A 16227-nucleotide genomic window follows, 5' to 3' on the forward strand; every position below is an offset into this window, starting at 1 on the left:
TTTATTGATAAAAATGAAATAATTTGTAAAATGACGCACTATTTTTTTAATGAGGAGTTGTTATGTTTTTTGAGGGATCAGAAAAAAAAGCTGAAATCTTAATCGATGGTAAGCAGCTTTCTTTACTTAACGATATTGACGACGAATTTTGGTCAGCATTAGTTAATCGTAGTCAAGCTCAAATATTATCTTCGATTGAAAATGAGTATTGCAAAGCTTTTTTACTGTCCGAGTCGAGTTTATTTGTCTGGTCAGATAGAATATTAATATTAACTTGTGGTGAAACGCAGTTAGTTAAAGCGGTAGAGTTTTTTATTCAAAAATTTGGCACAAAAGTGATTAAACAGCTCACTTATCAGCGTAAAAACGAATATTTTTCAAACGCCCAGCCTAGCTGCTTTGGTGATGATATCAAATTAATTAATCAATATTTACCGGGTAAGGCTTATCGTTTTGGTGAAATGGACAGTCACCACAACTACGTTTTTCATTTAGATAACGACTTTACTGCTGATACTGATGACATTACCTACGAGTTACTCGCCTATCAAATAAGTGAGCAGGCTTCGAAACATTTAACACAAGCTAATTTGTCAGCTGAAGAAATTCGTCAGTTTTTGTGTATTGATAGTATTCTACCTGGCTTTATTATTGATGACTTTGTCTTTTCTCCTTACGGTTATTCACTTAATGCGATTAACGAACAGCAATATTTAACCATTCATGTGACGCCTCAAATGGACAGTAGTTATATTAGCTTTGAATCGAATATAGATTTACTTTTGCTTACGCCAAAACTTTTAGAGATACTGGCACCAAAATCTTTTGATTTAATGAGCTTTAATGAACAAGCTTTTGAGCAAAAATTAAGGGTGTTAATTCCAACACAATATGTGAGTAAATCACGTGTTTGTAAAAAGCTTGATAATGGCTATTTAGTAAACTTTGCCAACTATATTCTGCCACAGACAGTCTTTGCTGAGCCAATTATGATTGATATTTCAGGAGAAAACCATGCACTCTAATTTATGGGTAGAAGAAAAGTTTGAAGACTTTTTGGGGATTAAATTTAAAGTAGAAAAAGTACTTTTCTCTGGGAAAAGTGAATTTCAAACCGTTGATGTTGTTGAAACTAAAGGTCATGGTAAAATGTTACTAAATGACGGTTTGATTATGGTCACCGAGCGAGACGAATTTGCTTATCACGATATGATAAGCCATGTGCCCTTGTTTGTGCATCCTAACCCTAAGAATGTTTTAGTGATTGGTGGTGGTGATGGTGGAACGGCAAGAGAAGTCATTCGTCATCTATCGGTAAAAAAATGTACTATGGTTGAAATCGACGTGATGGTTGTCAACGCCTGTAAAGAGCACATTCCACAAACCGCTTCAGCCCTCGATGATGAACGCATAGATCTTATTATCGGTGATGGTGTGCAATTTGTTAAAGAAACCACTGAGAAGTTTGACGTTATTATTGTCGACAGCACTGATCCGATTGGACCGGCTCAACCCTTATTTGGCGAAGCATTTTATAAAGATGTTTTTAACTGTTTAGCCGATGACGGTATCGTTGTTGCCCAGGGAGAGTCTTCTTGGTATGCCATGGATATTCAACAATCGCTATTGAAAGTATTAAACAATGTCTTTCCTAAAACTTACTTGTATAGTTTTAGTAATTTAACTTATCCAGGCGGCTTATGGAGTTTTACTTTTGCGTCTAAGCAATACCATCCTATTAATGATTTTAACGCTGAACGGGTTGAAAAGTCAGGCTTAAGTTTTGATTATTATAATGCTCCGCTTCACTCTGCTGCCTTCGCCTTACCTAGCTTTGTCAAAAAAGGTTTGCTGGGTTTAATTGATAATTAAGTCATTTTAAACGGCCAATAATCTTTAGACGTTTGTGTTGTAACTGTGTAAGTAAAAATCACCAGACAAGCTATAGCTAAGTAACTCGCTTATTTTGCTATAGCTTATGGTTACTCCCCAAGTGATCCCCTTATTTTGCTATAGCTTATGATTACTCCCCAAGTGATCCCCTTATTTTGCTATAGTTTATGATTATTTCCCAAGTGATCCCCTAATGCTCTTTTATTTATATTTATATTTATACTTGTGCAAAGGATATTGTTCATTTTTACATCGACTCATTAAACTATTGGCAACGATTCTTTTTACTGATGCTTAGCAGGTAAAGCGCTAAGTCTTTTAACTTTACTATTATCGTTAAATATAAGTTATTACACCGTTAACAATGGAGTGGGATTGAATATTACTTTAATAAAATTAGACTCTTGTCATATGTACAGGTATTATTTAAAACCGAAAAAAAATCATTTAAGGTCATCATGATAATGTTTACGTTTCGATTGTTTATGGTTATATCTTTCTGTTCAGTGGTATTCCTTGAAACTGCTTTTAGCCAAACACTTATAAAAATTGTTGATCAAAATAACGACCCTCTGCCCGATGCTGTTATTGAGTATGTCATACCTCAACCCGTTATAAATCAATCAATCGATGATCGTATCTACGTGATGGATCAAATAAACAAACAATTTTCCCCTCATGTTTTAGTTGTGCCGGTTAATAGTCAGGTTAGCTTTCCCAATAAAGATGATATTAGACATCATGTTTATTCTTTTTCGCTAGCTAAAACATTTGAATTAAAATTGTATTCAGGTAAGCCTAAAAGTCCGGTTCGTTTCGAAGATAAAGGTCTTGTCGTCATGGGCTGCAATATCCATGATGCTATGGTCGGCTATATTTATGTTTCAGATGAAAATAATGCCTACTTAAGTGATACCAACGGAGAGGTCTTGTTAACGCAACCATTAGCGTTAAATACCCAGTTAAAAATTTGGCATCCTAATAGCACTGTAGGTTTAACAAAACATACCCTGTTAACCGTTGATCAAAAAATGATTGATAACAATGAAATTTTTATCACCATAAGCGTAAATGCACCTCAAGCAAGAGGCAGTTTTGAAGAGTTAGCTTTCCATGAACACTAGGTTTAGTTTTAAAGCACAAATTACTTGGCTATTAACCAGTTTAATTTTATTAACCGTAATTATTTTAACGGGGAGTAATTGGTTTAGGTTTGCTGATTATGCAGAAAACCAAATCGAACGCCAAATGTATTTTGCTCAAAACGTACTCGACCAAACATTAAGGTCGCAAGAGCGTGTGTTAACGACTACCGCCAGCGTTTTAGCCGCAGACTTTGGTTTTAAACAAGCGGTAGCGACTCGCGACAAAAACACGGTGGAGAGTGTTCTCTTTAATCACGGTAAACGTATCAATGCTGATTTGATGTTGATTCTAGACTTAGAAGGTAAGTTATCGACGACCAGTTCATTACACTCATTCGATGAAAAAACAATTCAAGCAAATATTACTAAACTTCCTTTTAGGGAGGTTCATGCTCAAATTCTGAGTATCGAAAATAAAGTTTACCAAGTTATTGTTGTCCCGGTTAAGGCGCCAAGAGTTATTGCTTACACCGTGATTGGCTTTGAATTTGACCAAGTTGCACTATTAAAACTGAAAGACCTCATCGCTTTAGACTTAACATTAGTACAAAACAATCAACTGATTGAGTCAAGTATCGAACGTGAAGACATTATAAAACAATTGTTACAAGGCACTAAACAACAGTCGCCAAACTTATTGCTAACACGAGCAGATTACTTCCACAAAACCATCAACTTCGGTGGTTCTAAAGATATAAAAGCAACCTTGTCTGTGCCTTTAACACAAATTCAAAGTGATTTTAATCGGCTGATTTTTTCTATGTTGATAATAGCGGTGATTGTCATCGTTATTGCTATCACCTTTTCTCGTCTGTTATCTCGAGGCTTATCTACGCCGTTACATATTTTAATGGAAGTTACGAAAAAAATTGGCCGCGGTGAACTTAATGTGCCTAAATTGGCCAACCGTTTGCCTGTTGAATTTAGCGAACTTTATCAAGGATTTTCATTGATGGGCGCGGCTATTGAGAATCGTGAGCAGTCAATTGTTTATCAGGCAGAGCGCGATATATTAACCGGCTTATACAACCGTCATAAAACATTAACGAAAGTAGCTGACTACTTTAATAAAGATATTCACTTAGTGGTGATTACTTTTAATATTAAAGCCTTTAAAGCACTTAATGACACCATAGGATTGACTAATGGTGATAATATTTTAAAAGAAATTGCTGCCCGTATTTTAGTCTATATTGAAAAATCAAATCATAACTTAGAGCACGACATTATTGCTGCGCGTACTAATTCAGATGAATTTTTATTGGCTGTTCCTATACAGAAAACCAATGAAATAAAACATTTTATCGAATTGCTGCAGAGTGAACTTAATCGTCCTTTTTGGCTTGATGACATTAAAATTAATTTATCACTTTATTTTGGTGTCGCCAACTCTATAGAGCATGGTGTCGATGCGGAGCGATTGATCAGGCGATCAACCATGGCAGTTGCTTCAGCTTATCAAGACCAGGTCTTATTGCGATTTTATCAAGATGGAGAAGACGAGGCTTACCTTTATAAGTTGCGCTTAATAGAAGAGTTAAAAGAGGCACTTGAGTGTGAAGTAAGTCCACTTTTCATGAATTATCAGCCAAAATTAAATATGAATACCGGTAAAATTGATAAACTTGAAGCGTTAATTCGTTGGATAAATAAAGAAGGTAACTTTGTAAACCCAGAATTGTTTATTGATTTAGCTGAAAAGGCCGGTTTGATTGTATCCTTAACACGCTGGGTGATCCTACAAGTTATTCAACAAACTGAACAATGGAATAAGATGGGCTACCGTTTTAAGGTAGCGATTAACTTATCCGCACAAGATATTCAAAATGAGCAATTTGTTGATTATTTACTTAACACAGTAAATAATCACGAAGTGTCAACATCGCAAATCACTTTGGAATTAACAGAGAGAGATATTGCCGAAAACGAAGCATTAGTCGTTGCGCGTTTATCTCACCTAAAATCATTAGGTTTTCTGATTTCAGTCGACGATTATGGTATTGGTCAATCTTCATTAGCTAAGTTAAAAAGTTTACCCGTCGATGAACTGAAAATTGACAAAACCTTCATTTTAAAGTTAGAACAATGCCAGAAAGATCAAGATATTGTTGCCTCAACTATCTCTCTTGGTCATAAACTTGGGCTGAGTGTGGTCGCTGAAGGTGTTGAAAACAAAGAAAGCTTAATGTTATTAAATGACTTTCAGTGTGACTATGCACAAGGTTACTATTTATCAAGACCTGTTAGCGCTGAAAAATTTATAGAATGGTATAAAACTTATGAATCGCCTCTTTAGCCTTATATTACTCCTTTTACCTTTGACTAGCTTCGCTAATGGTAAAATATTAGCAACCCCTGGTGTTTCTCAAGTCGAGGGCTCAGGAGGCGGTGGTCTAGTGCCTTGGGCGCAATTAGCGGGTTATGCAACGGAAGACGAAATAGCCTTTTCTGCCTTTTGTTCGCAGGCTAACGTGAAAGACTTTCAATTAAATAGCTGCGGAGGGCAAATTAATTTTTATGACCGTGTCGAGTTTTCATTTGCTAAGCAAAATTTTCAGGTCGACCCATTATCATTAACCTTATCTCAAAAAATTTTAGGTCTTAAAGTACGTTTGTACGGTGACTTGGTTTATAGCACTTGGCCACAATTATCAGTAGGTATACAGCACAAATCACTATCAACTGCCGATATCGCTTTTTCATTAGGCGCGAAAGATGACACAGGTACCGATATTTATTTAGCAGCGAGCAAGCTTCATTTAGGTTTGTTGGCCGGCTATAACGTGTTATGGAATGCCACTGCTCGTTACACAAAAGCAAATGAAATGGGGTTACTCGGTTTTAGTGGCCCAAAAGGTAATGGTGCATTACAAACCGAAATGTCAGTAGCCGTATTAATGAATAAACACTTGGCGATTGGCACTGAATATCGCCATAAACCAGACAATTTAGGTCTTGGAGAAGACGACTGGCAAGATGTTTTTGTTGCTTGGTTCCCAAACAAACATTTGAACGTTACTCTCGCCTATCTTAATTTAGGCACTATAGCTGCATTAGCCGATCAAAAGGGTTGGTATTTATCTTTGTCGGGATCTTATTAATGATTAAATATGTTAACGGTTTTTTTATTGTCCTAGTCCTGCAACTTTGCCTTGGCTGTAGTAGTAAGAATTTAATACCAAGTGATGAACTTTATCAAGATATTGGCGGTCATCAAGGGATAGAACAACTTGTTGATGCTTTTGTAAAAAGAATTGTCAAGGATAAAGCAATACTGCCTTATTTTGCCAAGTCGAGCGTCAAACATTTCAAGCACGGTTTTATCAACCATCTGTGTGGTGTGGTTAATGGTCCCTGTAAATATAATGGCGATAGCATGATTGATATTCATACCGGCATGAATATCAATGAAGCTGATTTTAATCGTGTGGTAGAGTTGTTAATAGAGGCGATGGAAGATGTTGATATCTCTTATCAGTCCCAAAATAAAATATTGGTTAAATTAGCTGTTTTGAGACCAGAGATAATAAAAATGTAAAGTCGGCAACTGTTTCTATCTGTTGCTTAAGTTAGCCCTAACAACATTATTTGCGTTTAGTTTTAATCGATTACCTCTATACCTTAATATAAACGAAAAATAAGCAAACATAATGATGTTAATTATGTAATAGCGAAGGTAAAATTGCGCCAATTGTGTCAACAGTCATTTTTATGTTGTCTTGCTAAAGGTAGTTGAAATTTTATGGATTATTTTGAACAGTTAGGCGTGAGTAGGGTGTCAACCACCATCGAAATTAAAAAAGCTTATCGAAAACTTGCCAATAAATATCACCCAGATAGAAATGATAATGTTGAAGCCAAAGAAAAGTTTCAACTTATTCAAAAAGCATATGATGTTATTTCTGATCCAAAAAAACGGTCATTATATTTAAAAAGTAACTATACGGTAATAACCGATCCGCGAGAAATTGCTGATTCTTTTTGGCAAAGTGCTTTTAATCAAGCGCAGAATTAGCCTTTTTACTAGGAGATTTGTATGCAATCCCAAACTAACTTACCAGAATATTTAACGGATGATTTCTCTATGTATTTAGAGAATATGAATTCATTATCGGATCCAGAAAATCCTGATCTATTATCAAATTATTTATCAAATTTGTTTGAACAATTAAAGCAAATGCCTTTATTATTTAATGGCATGGTTGATCAGTTGGCGATGGCTATCTCAACTAAGGTAAGAATCGATAGTAAAAATTTATCGACAATCGAGCTTAACGATGAACCAGAGTGGGCTGACGTTAAGCCTTTTGTCGGCGTTCATGCTGATGCTCGAGCATGTATTACTGAAATAATGGCGCATGCTGAAGACGACTTGAAAAAAGCTGTTTTGCTGATTCATTTCTATAATGGTTATGATGCAACGCCCTTAAAAGCCGAAGAAGATGATTACGCTCAAGTCGATGATGACGATGAATCTAATGATTATGATGAGAACTACTAAGCTTAATCAATAAGAGTGTAATTAAGTTTAACTCACCATTAAAAACCGAAATAATCGACAAATAAATATAAGTTTTAAGGAATCAACTTGACAAAAAATGCATTAATTCTAGCTAGCGATATTATAGAACAAGCACAACACAGCGGTAGACGTGCAGGCACTTCATTAGAGGCTATTGCCTCTGAGCACGGCGACGAAAAAATGCTGGCAGTGTTAACCGAGATGGATATTTTAACGGTAGCAAAAATTGTCAGAGAGCACGATGCCACCATTCCCTCTATTGCCACATGGTTAATGGATGCTGAGTCAATAAAACAACTCTTAAATGTTGAACCATCTTACTGGCAAAATATTGATGAAGACCACGTCTTTTGTGCACAAACAGAAGCGCATAGTTTGTTAACGCAAATATTTCTTTCTTCTGATGATGAAGAAAAACAACGAGAAGTATTAACGGCGATAGTTGAAGACGACTTTGGTCTTTTATACTTGTCTTTACCATTCATCGGCCATGATTTTTCAGAAATTGAAGAAGATGAAGAACAAACCTCTGGTAGTATTGAAGAATTATTAATGAAAATAAAATCCTTAAGCGAAGAAGCTTATCGTGAAGTAATGACGGTTAGTACCAATGGCACACTCGATAATATAGAGAATGCATTAAAGCAAAATGCAAATAAACAAAGAGTGACTGCTGTAGAAATGGATACCGACGATATGTTTGCGCCTCTTTAACGCTAAACTGCCACCGTATTTATTTAGCTTATAATAACCGCTTTAATTGATTGGAATTCATCAATGAACATTGCAGAGTTAAGAAATTATCCGTTTTTACTTTTAGTATTAAGAGACGGCGAAAGTGAAGGTTTTTTTACGCCTGAATTTATGCATAAAACCAAGCAACAGTTATCTGATATGTCTTTGAGAATAGCGTCTGATAATCTATCAATAATTTATGCTGATCAAATTAAAAAAGGCTGTGAAATTGTTCTGGGAATGAGTAATTTAGGTTTGTTAGACCTTTGTGATAACGACACAGATAAGGCAAAAGAAATTTTAAAAAGCCAAGGTGTTGTTTATTGCTTTCGGGCAGGCTGGGCAAAGTATGCTCAATTAAAAACAATATCCCCTTCATACTTCGAAGAAATATCTATTCGCCGTTACGCTTTAGCCATCAATGATACAACTGATATCAGAGTAATGCATACAGCGTTAGTTAATGAAGGGTATAAAAGTGCCAAGTTATTACAAGTTTATAAAAGCATTGCCACAGATTATTGTGCAACCAGTTTACTTGTTGACGATGATGAAGAGGTATTGTTGTTTGAATTACAAAAATTTCTAAACACCGCCATTGCATTATTACTTATTGATAGTGATAAAAAAGTTTTTACTACAAGTTTGTACGAGCAGTTGAATACTTACCTGACCAAAACAGATAAACAGGCCCTACTGACTAAAGTCGATACTTGTATTGCCAGTTTTACTGAACAATTATCAGTTTTAACTAAAGGTTACCTGCAAGATATAAAGTTATTAACGTTCACTGAACTTAAGGGCATTATTGATCAACAGGAAAATCTCTCTATTTATATTCAGGAGATATTAGAATTGCCTATCACTGTTGCTAATGAGCTCAATGGCGACTTTGACGGTGGCTATGACTTTCATGCTGACGATGAAGATGATTTGGCTTATTTAAGACCTGAAGGGCAATAATAAAAGTATTAACCAATACTTAAAAGTAAGCGATAACTTGTTAAATAACCGTGCACTAGTGCGGTTATTTCTTTGTGATAACTCAACTCCAGATAAAATTTTCAATGCTATTCATTATTAGCGCTTTTTTTTAGTTTTTGTTAATACAATTAAACCTTCCCTTTATTAAGTTTAGACCTGTCGGTTGAAATATTACTTTCTGTGTTGATAAAATATATCTAAGGCAATTACTTGTACAGATTGGTTGACGTAAAGTTTAGGTTTAAGCTACCTTACTCATCATATTATTATTTTTGGATAAAGGGTTATGGATGAATAGAATAAAGAGGCGTTTTTTACCTGTTTTTTGTTGGGTTGCTGGTAGTGTAATAGTGAGTGCTTGTTCTTCTTTACCTGTTTATCAGAACTTGTCTAGTGACGCGATAGTGGTTAATGCTAAAAAGAACAGCCCTGAGTTAGCCGATGAATTTACAGTAGACATAGGTGATAACTTATTAACTAAAGTGTCAGGTAGCTACTTAGAACAAAAAACGCAGTCTGTTAGTTTACTTACTCATATTAAGTTTATTTACGATGAACACCCAGGATTAAGCAAAGGAAAAACCACCTTGTTAGGCATGAGTCGCTCAGGAGGCAATGCCGCTTGTTTTAATGACGCTGAATATGATGATGGTTTGGTTAAATTTTGTTTATTTGATGAAAACAAAGATGGGTATTTTGAATTGGGAACTTTTGCTGGCGATGAAAGTGTTACTTTAAATATCCCTTATAATATTTTTAGCGATAACAGTAAGACCCCTGAGAAAGGCTATTTCAGAAAAACACTCTCTTATAAAGGATTATCAAACGGTAAAATTAACTTTAACTATGCTGAATACTCATCAAACATGGCTAAAGCGACTTTTAGCCAAGATTTTTCTATACAAAATAAAGAAGGTGCGCATATCCTATTTAATTTCAAAGGCGCTGAAATAAAAATCAAGCAAGCGACGTTGTTAAATGTTACCTATGAAGTCATCCAATACTTTAAGTAATTATTTTAGTTCCCATTCTCCCCAATAAAAAAGCCTGATAAGTCAATTATCAGGCTTTTGTCATAAAAAATTATAATGGCATTAAAAGATTAGAAACCACATTGCTTGCCTTTGTTCTTCTCTTTTAACCAGACTTGTAAAGGAGCAAAGTAATCGAGTACTGCGGTTGCGTCCATTTGTTTACTCCCAGTCAACACTTTATAAGCTTCTTGCCAAGGCTGACTAGAGCCCATTTCTAACATGGTATTAAGTGCTTTACCGGCAGCCTTAGAGTTGTAAATTGAACAGCGATGAATGGCATCGGTATTACCTGATATTTCACAAAGCGCTTTATGAAACTCAAATTGTTGAATATGCGCTAAGAAATATCGACTGTAAGGTACGCCACCAGGCACATGGTATTTCGCACCGGGGTCAAATGCATCAACTTCACGAGCTACGGGTGCAGCAATGCCTTGATACTTTTGACGTAATTCCCACCAAGCTGTATTGTAATTCTCTGGTGTAATTTCTCCTGAATAGACTTTCCAACGCCATTGATCAACCATTAAGCCAAAGGGGATGAAGGCTATTTTCTCTAACGCCATTTTCATTAATAAACCAATATCTTTTGATTCGTCAGGGATAGTGTCGATTAAGCCAATTTCTTTCAAGTATTTAGGTGTTACTGAAAGTGCAATGGTGTCACCAATCGCTTCATGAAAACCATCGTTGGCACTATTTTGAAAATAAACGGGTTGATCTTGGTAAGCGCGCTGATAGAAATTATGACCAAGTTCGTGGTGAATAACGTTGAACTCTTCGCCGGTTTTTTGAATACACATTTTAATGCGAATATCATCTTTTGCATCAAGATCCCAAGCGGAAGCATGACAAACAACATCGCGGTCTGCTGGTTTAGTAAATAATGATCGCGTCCAGAATGTTTCAGGTAATGCTTCGAACCCTAAAGATGTAAAAAAGGTTTCAGCCCCTGCAACCATTTTAATTTCGTCATAGTTATTTGCAGCTAACTGCTCGGTAACATCATAACCTGGATCTGCATTTTCAGGAGCAACTAACTCATAGATATTCCCCCATGATTGTGCCCACATATTACCCAACAAATGAGCGGGAATAGGTTGGTCTTGTGCTACCTTATCTTCTCCATAGGTTTTGCCTAGTTCGCTGCGAACATAGCAGTGAAGGTCATCGTACAAGGGCTTTACTTGTCCCCATAAACGGTCAAGTTCTTTAGCGAAATCGTCAGCAGGCATATCGTAGTTTGAACGCCACATGGCGCCTAAGTCTTTGTAGCCTAGCCCTTGTGCACCCTCATTGCCTAATTCAGATTGACGAACAAATAAAGGTTTCATCTCTGGACTAATTGTTCGCCAGCCTTGCCACATTTCTAGCAATTCGTCGTAATCACGTGATGTTGCCATCGTCGAAGTCATTTCACCCAAGCTTAATTTTTTTCCAGCTTGGGTCGTGTATGTTCCTTTACCGTACATGCCGCCAAGTTCAGAGCCAATTTTTGCCAGTTCAGCTGACTTTTCAGAATCTTGTGGCGCTGGCATAACTAAGCTTTGCTTTAAGGTATTTAATTTTCTACGTTGTGTATCTGTAACATCGACATCGTCAAATTTAGCCGCTGCCATAGCGAAACGAACACCAGCTTCTGTTGATTTTTGGTTTGCTGCCGCAGATAGGGCGGCTGTATCATCGGTAATAAAATTTGAATAAATCCATTCGGCGCGGCTCCCCTCAATACCTAGAGCGATTAATTCTTTTTCGGTAGCGTTAAGAAATACATTCGCATCTTTTGCTGTTAATGCTGGAGCTACTTGCGTTTGTGCTTGTTCAGTTTGTGTAGAATTTTCATCATTACATGCAGTAAGTGAGGCCAATACACACAAGGCTACGCTTGTTTGTTTGAATAGTTTTATCATAACAGTCTTATATTTTTATTATTAATAGATAATGAATCGCCAGTATATAAAATTGTCTAGTCAGCTTAAAGCTTTGACCGCAAAAACTGATCAAACTTTTACAATACTCTGTGATTAAGTAAGTTTGACCATTATCTTACTAGGTAATTAACGGGCAAACGTTAACGCGATTAACGTTAAATAAAAGTCGAGATTAAAGATCACCTATGTAGATTAAATCAGATAAACCAGTAGGGAAGTATCAACGTATCTAAGCGTTTTAGTTGTTTCGATAAAAAGCACTAAACACTTTTACGTTGAGTGCTTTATATCGCCATATTATGCTCTTTACTTTCAGTGTGTAAAACTTAACCTTAGCGAATGTGATTAAGGTTAAATTAGGCTTATAAACGTAGAATTTAATGCTAGGGCTTAACTTTTATTCTTGGACTGAACTGATCGTCATCTCCAGTACTTTGTACGCTTCAATATTCTCTTCAATAAAGCGTAAAGGTCTACGTTGCGTTTTTTACGAATATAACAACGTTTGGTCTGTATTGTGATCGTTGCCATATTCATCTGGCTGTGAATAGGTAATAGAGGAGGCGGTCATACCAAAATAAAGGCTATCTTGTTGAATTTAAATGTAAATTCATTGATTTGTATATTCATTGTTGCGTTATTTCAAACGCTTGTTTAAACTAGGCTTAATTAATGATGAATATTTTCATTTAGGGCGCAGGTAAGAGGTACCGTTGGCACATGAGTACAAAAAACAAAATTTTAGATGCAGCAGAAAAATTATTCGCAACGCAAGGTTTTAATGGTACATCATTAAGAGAAATTACTAGCCAAGCAGAAGTTAATTTAGCCGCAGTAAATTACCATTTTGGCTCTAAAAAAGAGTTAATAAAATCAGTAATGTCTCGTTATATGAACGAGCTTTCACCTCGTTTAGAATTATCGCTAGTGAATATATGCGAACAAGATGATTTAACCTTACTTGAAGTGTTTTCAGCTTTTATTGAACCCTTGTTATCATTAAATGAATTTAAAGAAAATGGTACCAGTAATTTTTTACAATTATTAGGACGAGGTTATAGCGATAGCCAAGGCTTTTTGCGTTGGTTCTTAACTACACAATACCCCGGCGTTATTAATAACTTTGTTAAAGCGGTGCAAAAAGCTTATCCAGAGCTTACTGCTGAAGAAATGTTTTGGCGTTTGCACTTCACTATGGGCACAGTGGTTTTTACCATGTCTTCGAGTGATGCTTTAATTGATATCGCTAAAAGTGATTTTGATCGTAATATGGACATTGCCGGCGTGATTAAACAAGTTATCCCTTATGTCGCCGCAGGTGTTGCTGCTCCTTTACTTTAATCTTACTCTTTTATCATTTTGATATGATATATCCGTGATACTTCGATCTGTCAGCGATAATTTTCAGGTATCACCGTTATATATCAATATCAGCCTTTGTAATTACTATTGATTTAGGTAAAGTAGCAACATCAAAAACTTATCATCTTCAAAGTGTGTATATGGGTCCTATTATGCTAGATGTGCTTGGCACATCTTTAACGGCAGAAGACAAAGAGCTTCTGCAACATCCTCTTGTTGGCGGGTTAATTTTATTTACTCGTAATTATGAATCCCCTGAACAAATAGCAGAATTGACTGCTGATATCCGCCGTGCCGCTAAAAAGCCATTGATTATTGCCGTTGACCATGAAGGTGGTCGAGTTCAGCGATTTCGTGATGGCTTCTCTCTTATTCCGGCAATGGGTAAGATTTGGCACTTTGCCGAAGAAAATATTAGTGTGGCGCAAGAGCTGGCTAAACAAAGTGCGATATTAATGGCATTAGAAGTTCAAGCCGTCGGTATTGATATCAGTTTTGCACCTATTCTTGATATTAACGATATTAGTGCTGTTATTGGCGATAGAGCTTTTCATAAAAATCCAGAAATTGTTTGTCAACTCGCTAGTGCTTTTGTCGATGGCTTACATTTGGTTGGTATGAAAGCTACGGGTAAGCATTTTCCTGGTCATGGCAGTGTTGAAGCTGATTCTCACCTTGCTTTACCTATTGACTCTCGTTCACGTGATGAAATATTCGCTGTTGATATGTTACCTTTTAAAACGTTAATTAATAGCAATAAGGTCGATGCATTAATGCCTGCCCACGTTATTTTCCCTGACGTTGACCGCGAAGCTGTCGGTTTTTCTCCTTACTGGCTCAAAGATATTTTGCGTAAGCAACTTGGTTTTAGTGGAGTTATTTTCAGTGATGATTTATCGATGGAAGGTGCTGCATGTGTTGGTGGTTATGTTGAACGTGCTGAAGCAGCTCAACAAGCAGGTTGCGACATGCTATTACTGTGTAATAACCGAGATAGCTGTATAGATGTCATTGACCATGCCAATATCACTATTGATGAAAAAAGTAATCAGCGCTTATTACGTTTATTGAAAACGTCTACGAGTGGGCTCAGTGAGTTAAAGGCGAATACTCATTGGCAACATGCTCGACAAGCATTAGCCGAATACTTATAAAATAATTTTATCGTCCTCTTAAAAATAATAAAAATAGAGAGTTAAATGAAGTTAACTAAACAAAGTTTTATTGTCTTAGCACCCGCACTAGCCTTTGGTTTTTACTTTTTGCTACTTTGGTTAGGCTTAGCAGAAAAACCCGCAACTGCGGCGGCAATAACATTACTCACCGTTATTTGGTGGGTTAGTGAAGCGATCCCCATTCCTGCAACATCTTTAGTCCCTTTTGCTTTGCTGCCACTACTGGGGGTTGTTGATCATAAAACAGTAGCTTCATCATTAGGTAGTCACGTTATTTTATTGTTAATGGGGGCATTTATGCTCTCTAAAGCGATAGAGAAAAGTGGAGCACACCAAAGACTTGCTGTTTACATGGTTAAGTTAGTTGGCGTATCAAGTGGGCGGCGATTAGTCTTTGGTTTTATGTTAGCGTCTGCTTTATTAAGTATGTGGATTTCAAATACCGCAACGACGTTAATTATGCTGCCGATTGCATTAGCTATACTTACTCATGTAGATAACAAAGAACTTAAAGTCGCTTTAATTTTAGGTATTGCCTATGCTGCGTCGGTTGGCGGTATTGGTACCCCTATTGGTACACCACCCAATGTTATTTTTATGGGCATATATGAAGAAAATACTGGCCGAGAATTTGGGTTTTTATCATGGATGAAAATAGGCGTCCCGATAGTGTTAATCGCTTTACCTATTATGGCATTCTGGCTAACAAGAAAGGTAAAACTCGACCATGAAATAAAGTTACCCGCGCAAGGCGAATGGCGAAGTGAAGAAAAAAGAACACTGTGGGTTTTTGGCCTTACAGCACTCGCATGGATCACTCGCTCAGAGCCCTTTGGTGGCTGGAGTGACCTATTAAATGTTCAAATTGCGGGTGACAGCACCGTCGCTTTATTTGCCGTGGTGTTAATGTTTTTAATCCCTAATGGTAAGGGCTCGCGCCTGCTTGATTGGGACACTGCTAAATCAATACCCTGGGGAATGTTGCTGTTATTTGCTGGCGGTATTGCCATTGCTAAAGGGTTTGTTGAATCAGGTTTAAGCCAGATACTAGGCGAATGGCTGTCTTCGTTGGCTAATTTACCGGTAATTGTGATGATACTGACAATTTGTTTAGTGGTTACTTACCTCACAGAAATTACCAGTAACACCGCGACAGCAACCTTACTTATGCCTATTTTGGCTGTCGTTGCCACCTCTGCTGGTTACGATCCTATGGTATTAATGGTGCCCGCCGCTATGTGCGCGAGTTGCGCTTTTATGCTGCCTGTTGCTACTGCGCCTAATGCAATTGCTTATGGTACTGGTGAACTTGAAATTAAAGATATGGTGAAAGAAGGGGCAATATTAAGTTTTATCTTGTCTTGTTTAATAGCAATTGTTTGCTATTTATTTTTGTTATAACAAAAATAAGGGGCTAAATTTTAGCCCCTTTATCTTAATTACCTA

Annotated in this window: 15 protein-coding genes; 14 read left to right on the top strand and 1 reads right to left on the bottom strand. The window is 36.7% G+C overall.

All coding sequences use genetic code 11. The features are described 5' to 3' along the window. Nucleotides 1–62: 62 nt before the first annotated feature. The 11 genes from H4J70_RS14360 (at nucleotide 63) to H4J70_RS14410 (ending at nucleotide 10292) form a co-directional block, all read left to right on the top strand. Nucleotides 63–1025, top strand: a complete 963-nt coding sequence (locus tag H4J70_RS14360) for an adenosylmethionine decarboxylase (protein WP_182251323.1) — start codon at nucleotides 63–65, stop codon at nucleotides 1023–1025. Beyond that, nucleotides 1015–1872: a polyamine aminopropyltransferase gene (gene speE, locus H4J70_RS14365; RefSeq protein ID WP_182175720.1), complete on the top strand. Its 858-nt coding sequence runs from the start codon at nucleotides 1015–1017 to the stop codon at nucleotides 1870–1872. The genes H4J70_RS14360 and speE overlap by 11 nt, the downstream gene beginning before the upstream one ends. A gap of 485 nt (nucleotides 1873–2357) precedes the next feature. Beyond that, entirely contained in the window at nucleotides 2358–3017 is a 660-nt protein-coding gene (locus H4J70_RS14370) for a methylamine utilization protein (RefSeq protein WP_182230622.1), read from the top strand. After that, on the top strand, nucleotides 3007–5334 hold the full coding sequence (locus H4J70_RS14375) for an EAL domain-containing protein (protein WP_182230621.1): 2328 nt from the start codon (nucleotides 3007–3009) through the stop codon (nucleotides 5332–5334). Before H4J70_RS14370 ends, H4J70_RS14375 begins: the two co-directional genes overlap by 11 nt. Beyond that, nucleotides 5318–6139, top strand: coding sequence for a DUF3034 family protein (locus H4J70_RS14380; RefSeq protein WP_182251324.1), 822 nt, complete (start codon nucleotides 5318–5320; stop codon nucleotides 6137–6139). The genes H4J70_RS14375 and H4J70_RS14380 overlap by 17 nt, the downstream gene beginning before the upstream one ends. After that, nucleotides 6139–6576 carry a group 1 truncated hemoglobin gene (locus H4J70_RS14385; RefSeq protein ID WP_182216343.1) on the top strand — a complete coding sequence of 146 codons (438 nt, stop codon included), beginning with the start codon at nucleotides 6139–6141 and terminating at the stop codon, nucleotides 6574–6576. The genes H4J70_RS14380 and H4J70_RS14385 overlap by 1 nt, the downstream gene beginning before the upstream one ends. A 204-nt stretch (nucleotides 6577–6780) precedes the next feature. Further along, complete coding sequence (locus H4J70_RS14390; RefSeq protein ID WP_070376442.1) at nucleotides 6781–7053, top strand: DnaJ domain-containing protein; 273 nt, start codon at nucleotides 6781–6783, stop codon at nucleotides 7051–7053. Nucleotides 7054–7074: 21 nt separating this feature from the next. Continuing rightward, nucleotides 7075–7539 (top strand): hypothetical protein, encoded by a 465-nt coding sequence (locus H4J70_RS14395; RefSeq protein WP_070376443.1) that lies wholly within the window; start codon nucleotides 7075–7077, stop codon nucleotides 7537–7539. Nucleotides 7540–7626: 87 nt separating this feature from the next. Next, nucleotides 7627–8274 carry a hypothetical protein gene (locus H4J70_RS14400; RefSeq protein ID WP_070376444.1) on the top strand — a complete coding sequence of 216 codons (648 nt, stop codon included), beginning with the start codon at nucleotides 7627–7629 and terminating at the stop codon, nucleotides 8272–8274. Nucleotides 8275–8337: 63 nt separating this feature from the next. After that, complete coding sequence (locus H4J70_RS14405; RefSeq protein WP_070376445.1) at nucleotides 8338–9258, top strand: hypothetical protein; 921 nt, start codon at nucleotides 8338–8340, stop codon at nucleotides 9256–9258. 311 nt (nucleotides 9259–9569) lie between these two features. Continuing rightward, nucleotides 9570–10292, top strand: coding sequence for a hypothetical protein (locus tag H4J70_RS14410; RefSeq protein WP_182251325.1), 723 nt, complete (start codon nucleotides 9570–9572; stop codon nucleotides 10290–10292). Nucleotides 10293–10381: 89 nt separating this feature from the next. On the opposite strand, the gene H4J70_RS14415 is transcribed toward H4J70_RS14410, so the two are convergent. Next, the gene (locus H4J70_RS14415) at nucleotides 10382–12223 is read right to left on the bottom strand and encodes a M2 family metallopeptidase (protein ID WP_182251326.1); all 1842 of its coding nucleotides are present in this window, start codon (nucleotides 12221–12223) and stop codon (nucleotides 10382–10384) included. Nucleotides 12224–12964: 741 nt separating this feature from the next. Between H4J70_RS14415 and H4J70_RS14420 the strand changes: the two genes are divergently transcribed. The 3 genes from H4J70_RS14420 (at nucleotide 12965) to H4J70_RS14430 (ending at nucleotide 16182) form a co-directional block, all read left to right on the top strand. Beyond that, nucleotides 12965–13585 carry a TetR/AcrR family transcriptional regulator gene (locus tag H4J70_RS14420; protein WP_070376448.1) on the top strand — a complete coding sequence of 207 codons (621 nt, stop codon included), beginning with the start codon at nucleotides 12965–12967 and terminating at the stop codon, nucleotides 13583–13585. Nucleotides 13586–13746: 161 nt separating this feature from the next. Continuing rightward, on the top strand, nucleotides 13747–14760 hold the full coding sequence (gene nagZ / locus H4J70_RS14425) for a beta-N-acetylhexosaminidase (RefSeq protein ID WP_182216335.1): 1014 nt from the start codon (nucleotides 13747–13749) through the stop codon (nucleotides 14758–14760). Between the two features lie 45 nt (nucleotides 14761–14805). Then, nucleotides 14806–16182, top strand: a complete 1377-nt coding sequence (locus H4J70_RS14430; RefSeq protein ID WP_182216333.1) for a DASS family sodium-coupled anion symporter — start codon at nucleotides 14806–14808, stop codon at nucleotides 16180–16182. Nucleotides 16183–16227 lie beyond the last annotated feature (45 nt).

The organism is Colwellia sp. BRX8-9 (assembly GCF_014077245.1).
Classification (GTDB): domain Bacteria; phylum Pseudomonadota; class Gammaproteobacteria; order Enterobacterales; family Alteromonadaceae; genus Colwellia_A.

Coding starts and splice junctions, on each gene's coding strand:
- H4J70_RS14390 (WP_070376442.1), top strand. CDS start 6,781: ATGGATTATTTTGAACAGTTAGGCGTGAGTAGGGTGTCAACCACCATC.
- H4J70_RS14360 (WP_182251323.1), top strand. CDS start 63: ATGTTTTTTGAGGGATCAGAAAAAAAAGCTGAAATCTTAATCGATGGT.
- H4J70_RS14370 (WP_182230622.1), top strand. CDS start 2,358: ATGTTTACGTTTCGATTGTTTATGGTTATATCTTTCTGTTCAGTGGTA.
- H4J70_RS14430 (WP_182216333.1), top strand. CDS start 14,806: ATGAAGTTAACTAAACAAAGTTTTATTGTCTTAGCACCCGCACTAGCC.
- H4J70_RS14415 (WP_182251326.1), bottom strand. CDS start 12,223: ATGATAAAACTATTCAAACAAACAAGCGTAGCCTTGTGTGTATTGGCC.
- H4J70_RS14385 (WP_182216343.1), top strand. CDS start 6,139: ATGATTAAATATGTTAACGGTTTTTTTATTGTCCTAGTCCTGCAACTT.
- speE (WP_182175720.1), top strand. CDS start 1,015: ATGCACTCTAATTTATGGGTAGAAGAAAAGTTTGAAGACTTTTTGGGG.
- H4J70_RS14420 (WP_070376448.1), top strand. CDS start 12,965: ATGAGTACAAAAAACAAAATTTTAGATGCAGCAGAAAAATTATTCGCA.
- H4J70_RS14395 (WP_070376443.1), top strand. CDS start 7,075: ATGCAATCCCAAACTAACTTACCAGAATATTTAACGGATGATTTCTCT.
- nagZ (WP_182216335.1), top strand. CDS start 13,747: ATGGGTCCTATTATGCTAGATGTGCTTGGCACATCTTTAACGGCAGAA.
- H4J70_RS14375 (WP_182230621.1), top strand. CDS start 3,007: ATGAACACTAGGTTTAGTTTTAAAGCACAAATTACTTGGCTATTAACC.
- H4J70_RS14410 (WP_182251325.1), top strand. CDS start 9,570: ATGAATAGAATAAAGAGGCGTTTTTTACCTGTTTTTTGTTGGGTTGCT.
- H4J70_RS14405 (WP_070376445.1), top strand. CDS start 8,338: ATGAACATTGCAGAGTTAAGAAATTATCCGTTTTTACTTTTAGTATTA.
- H4J70_RS14380 (WP_182251324.1), top strand. CDS start 5,318: ATGAATCGCCTCTTTAGCCTTATATTACTCCTTTTACCTTTGACTAGC.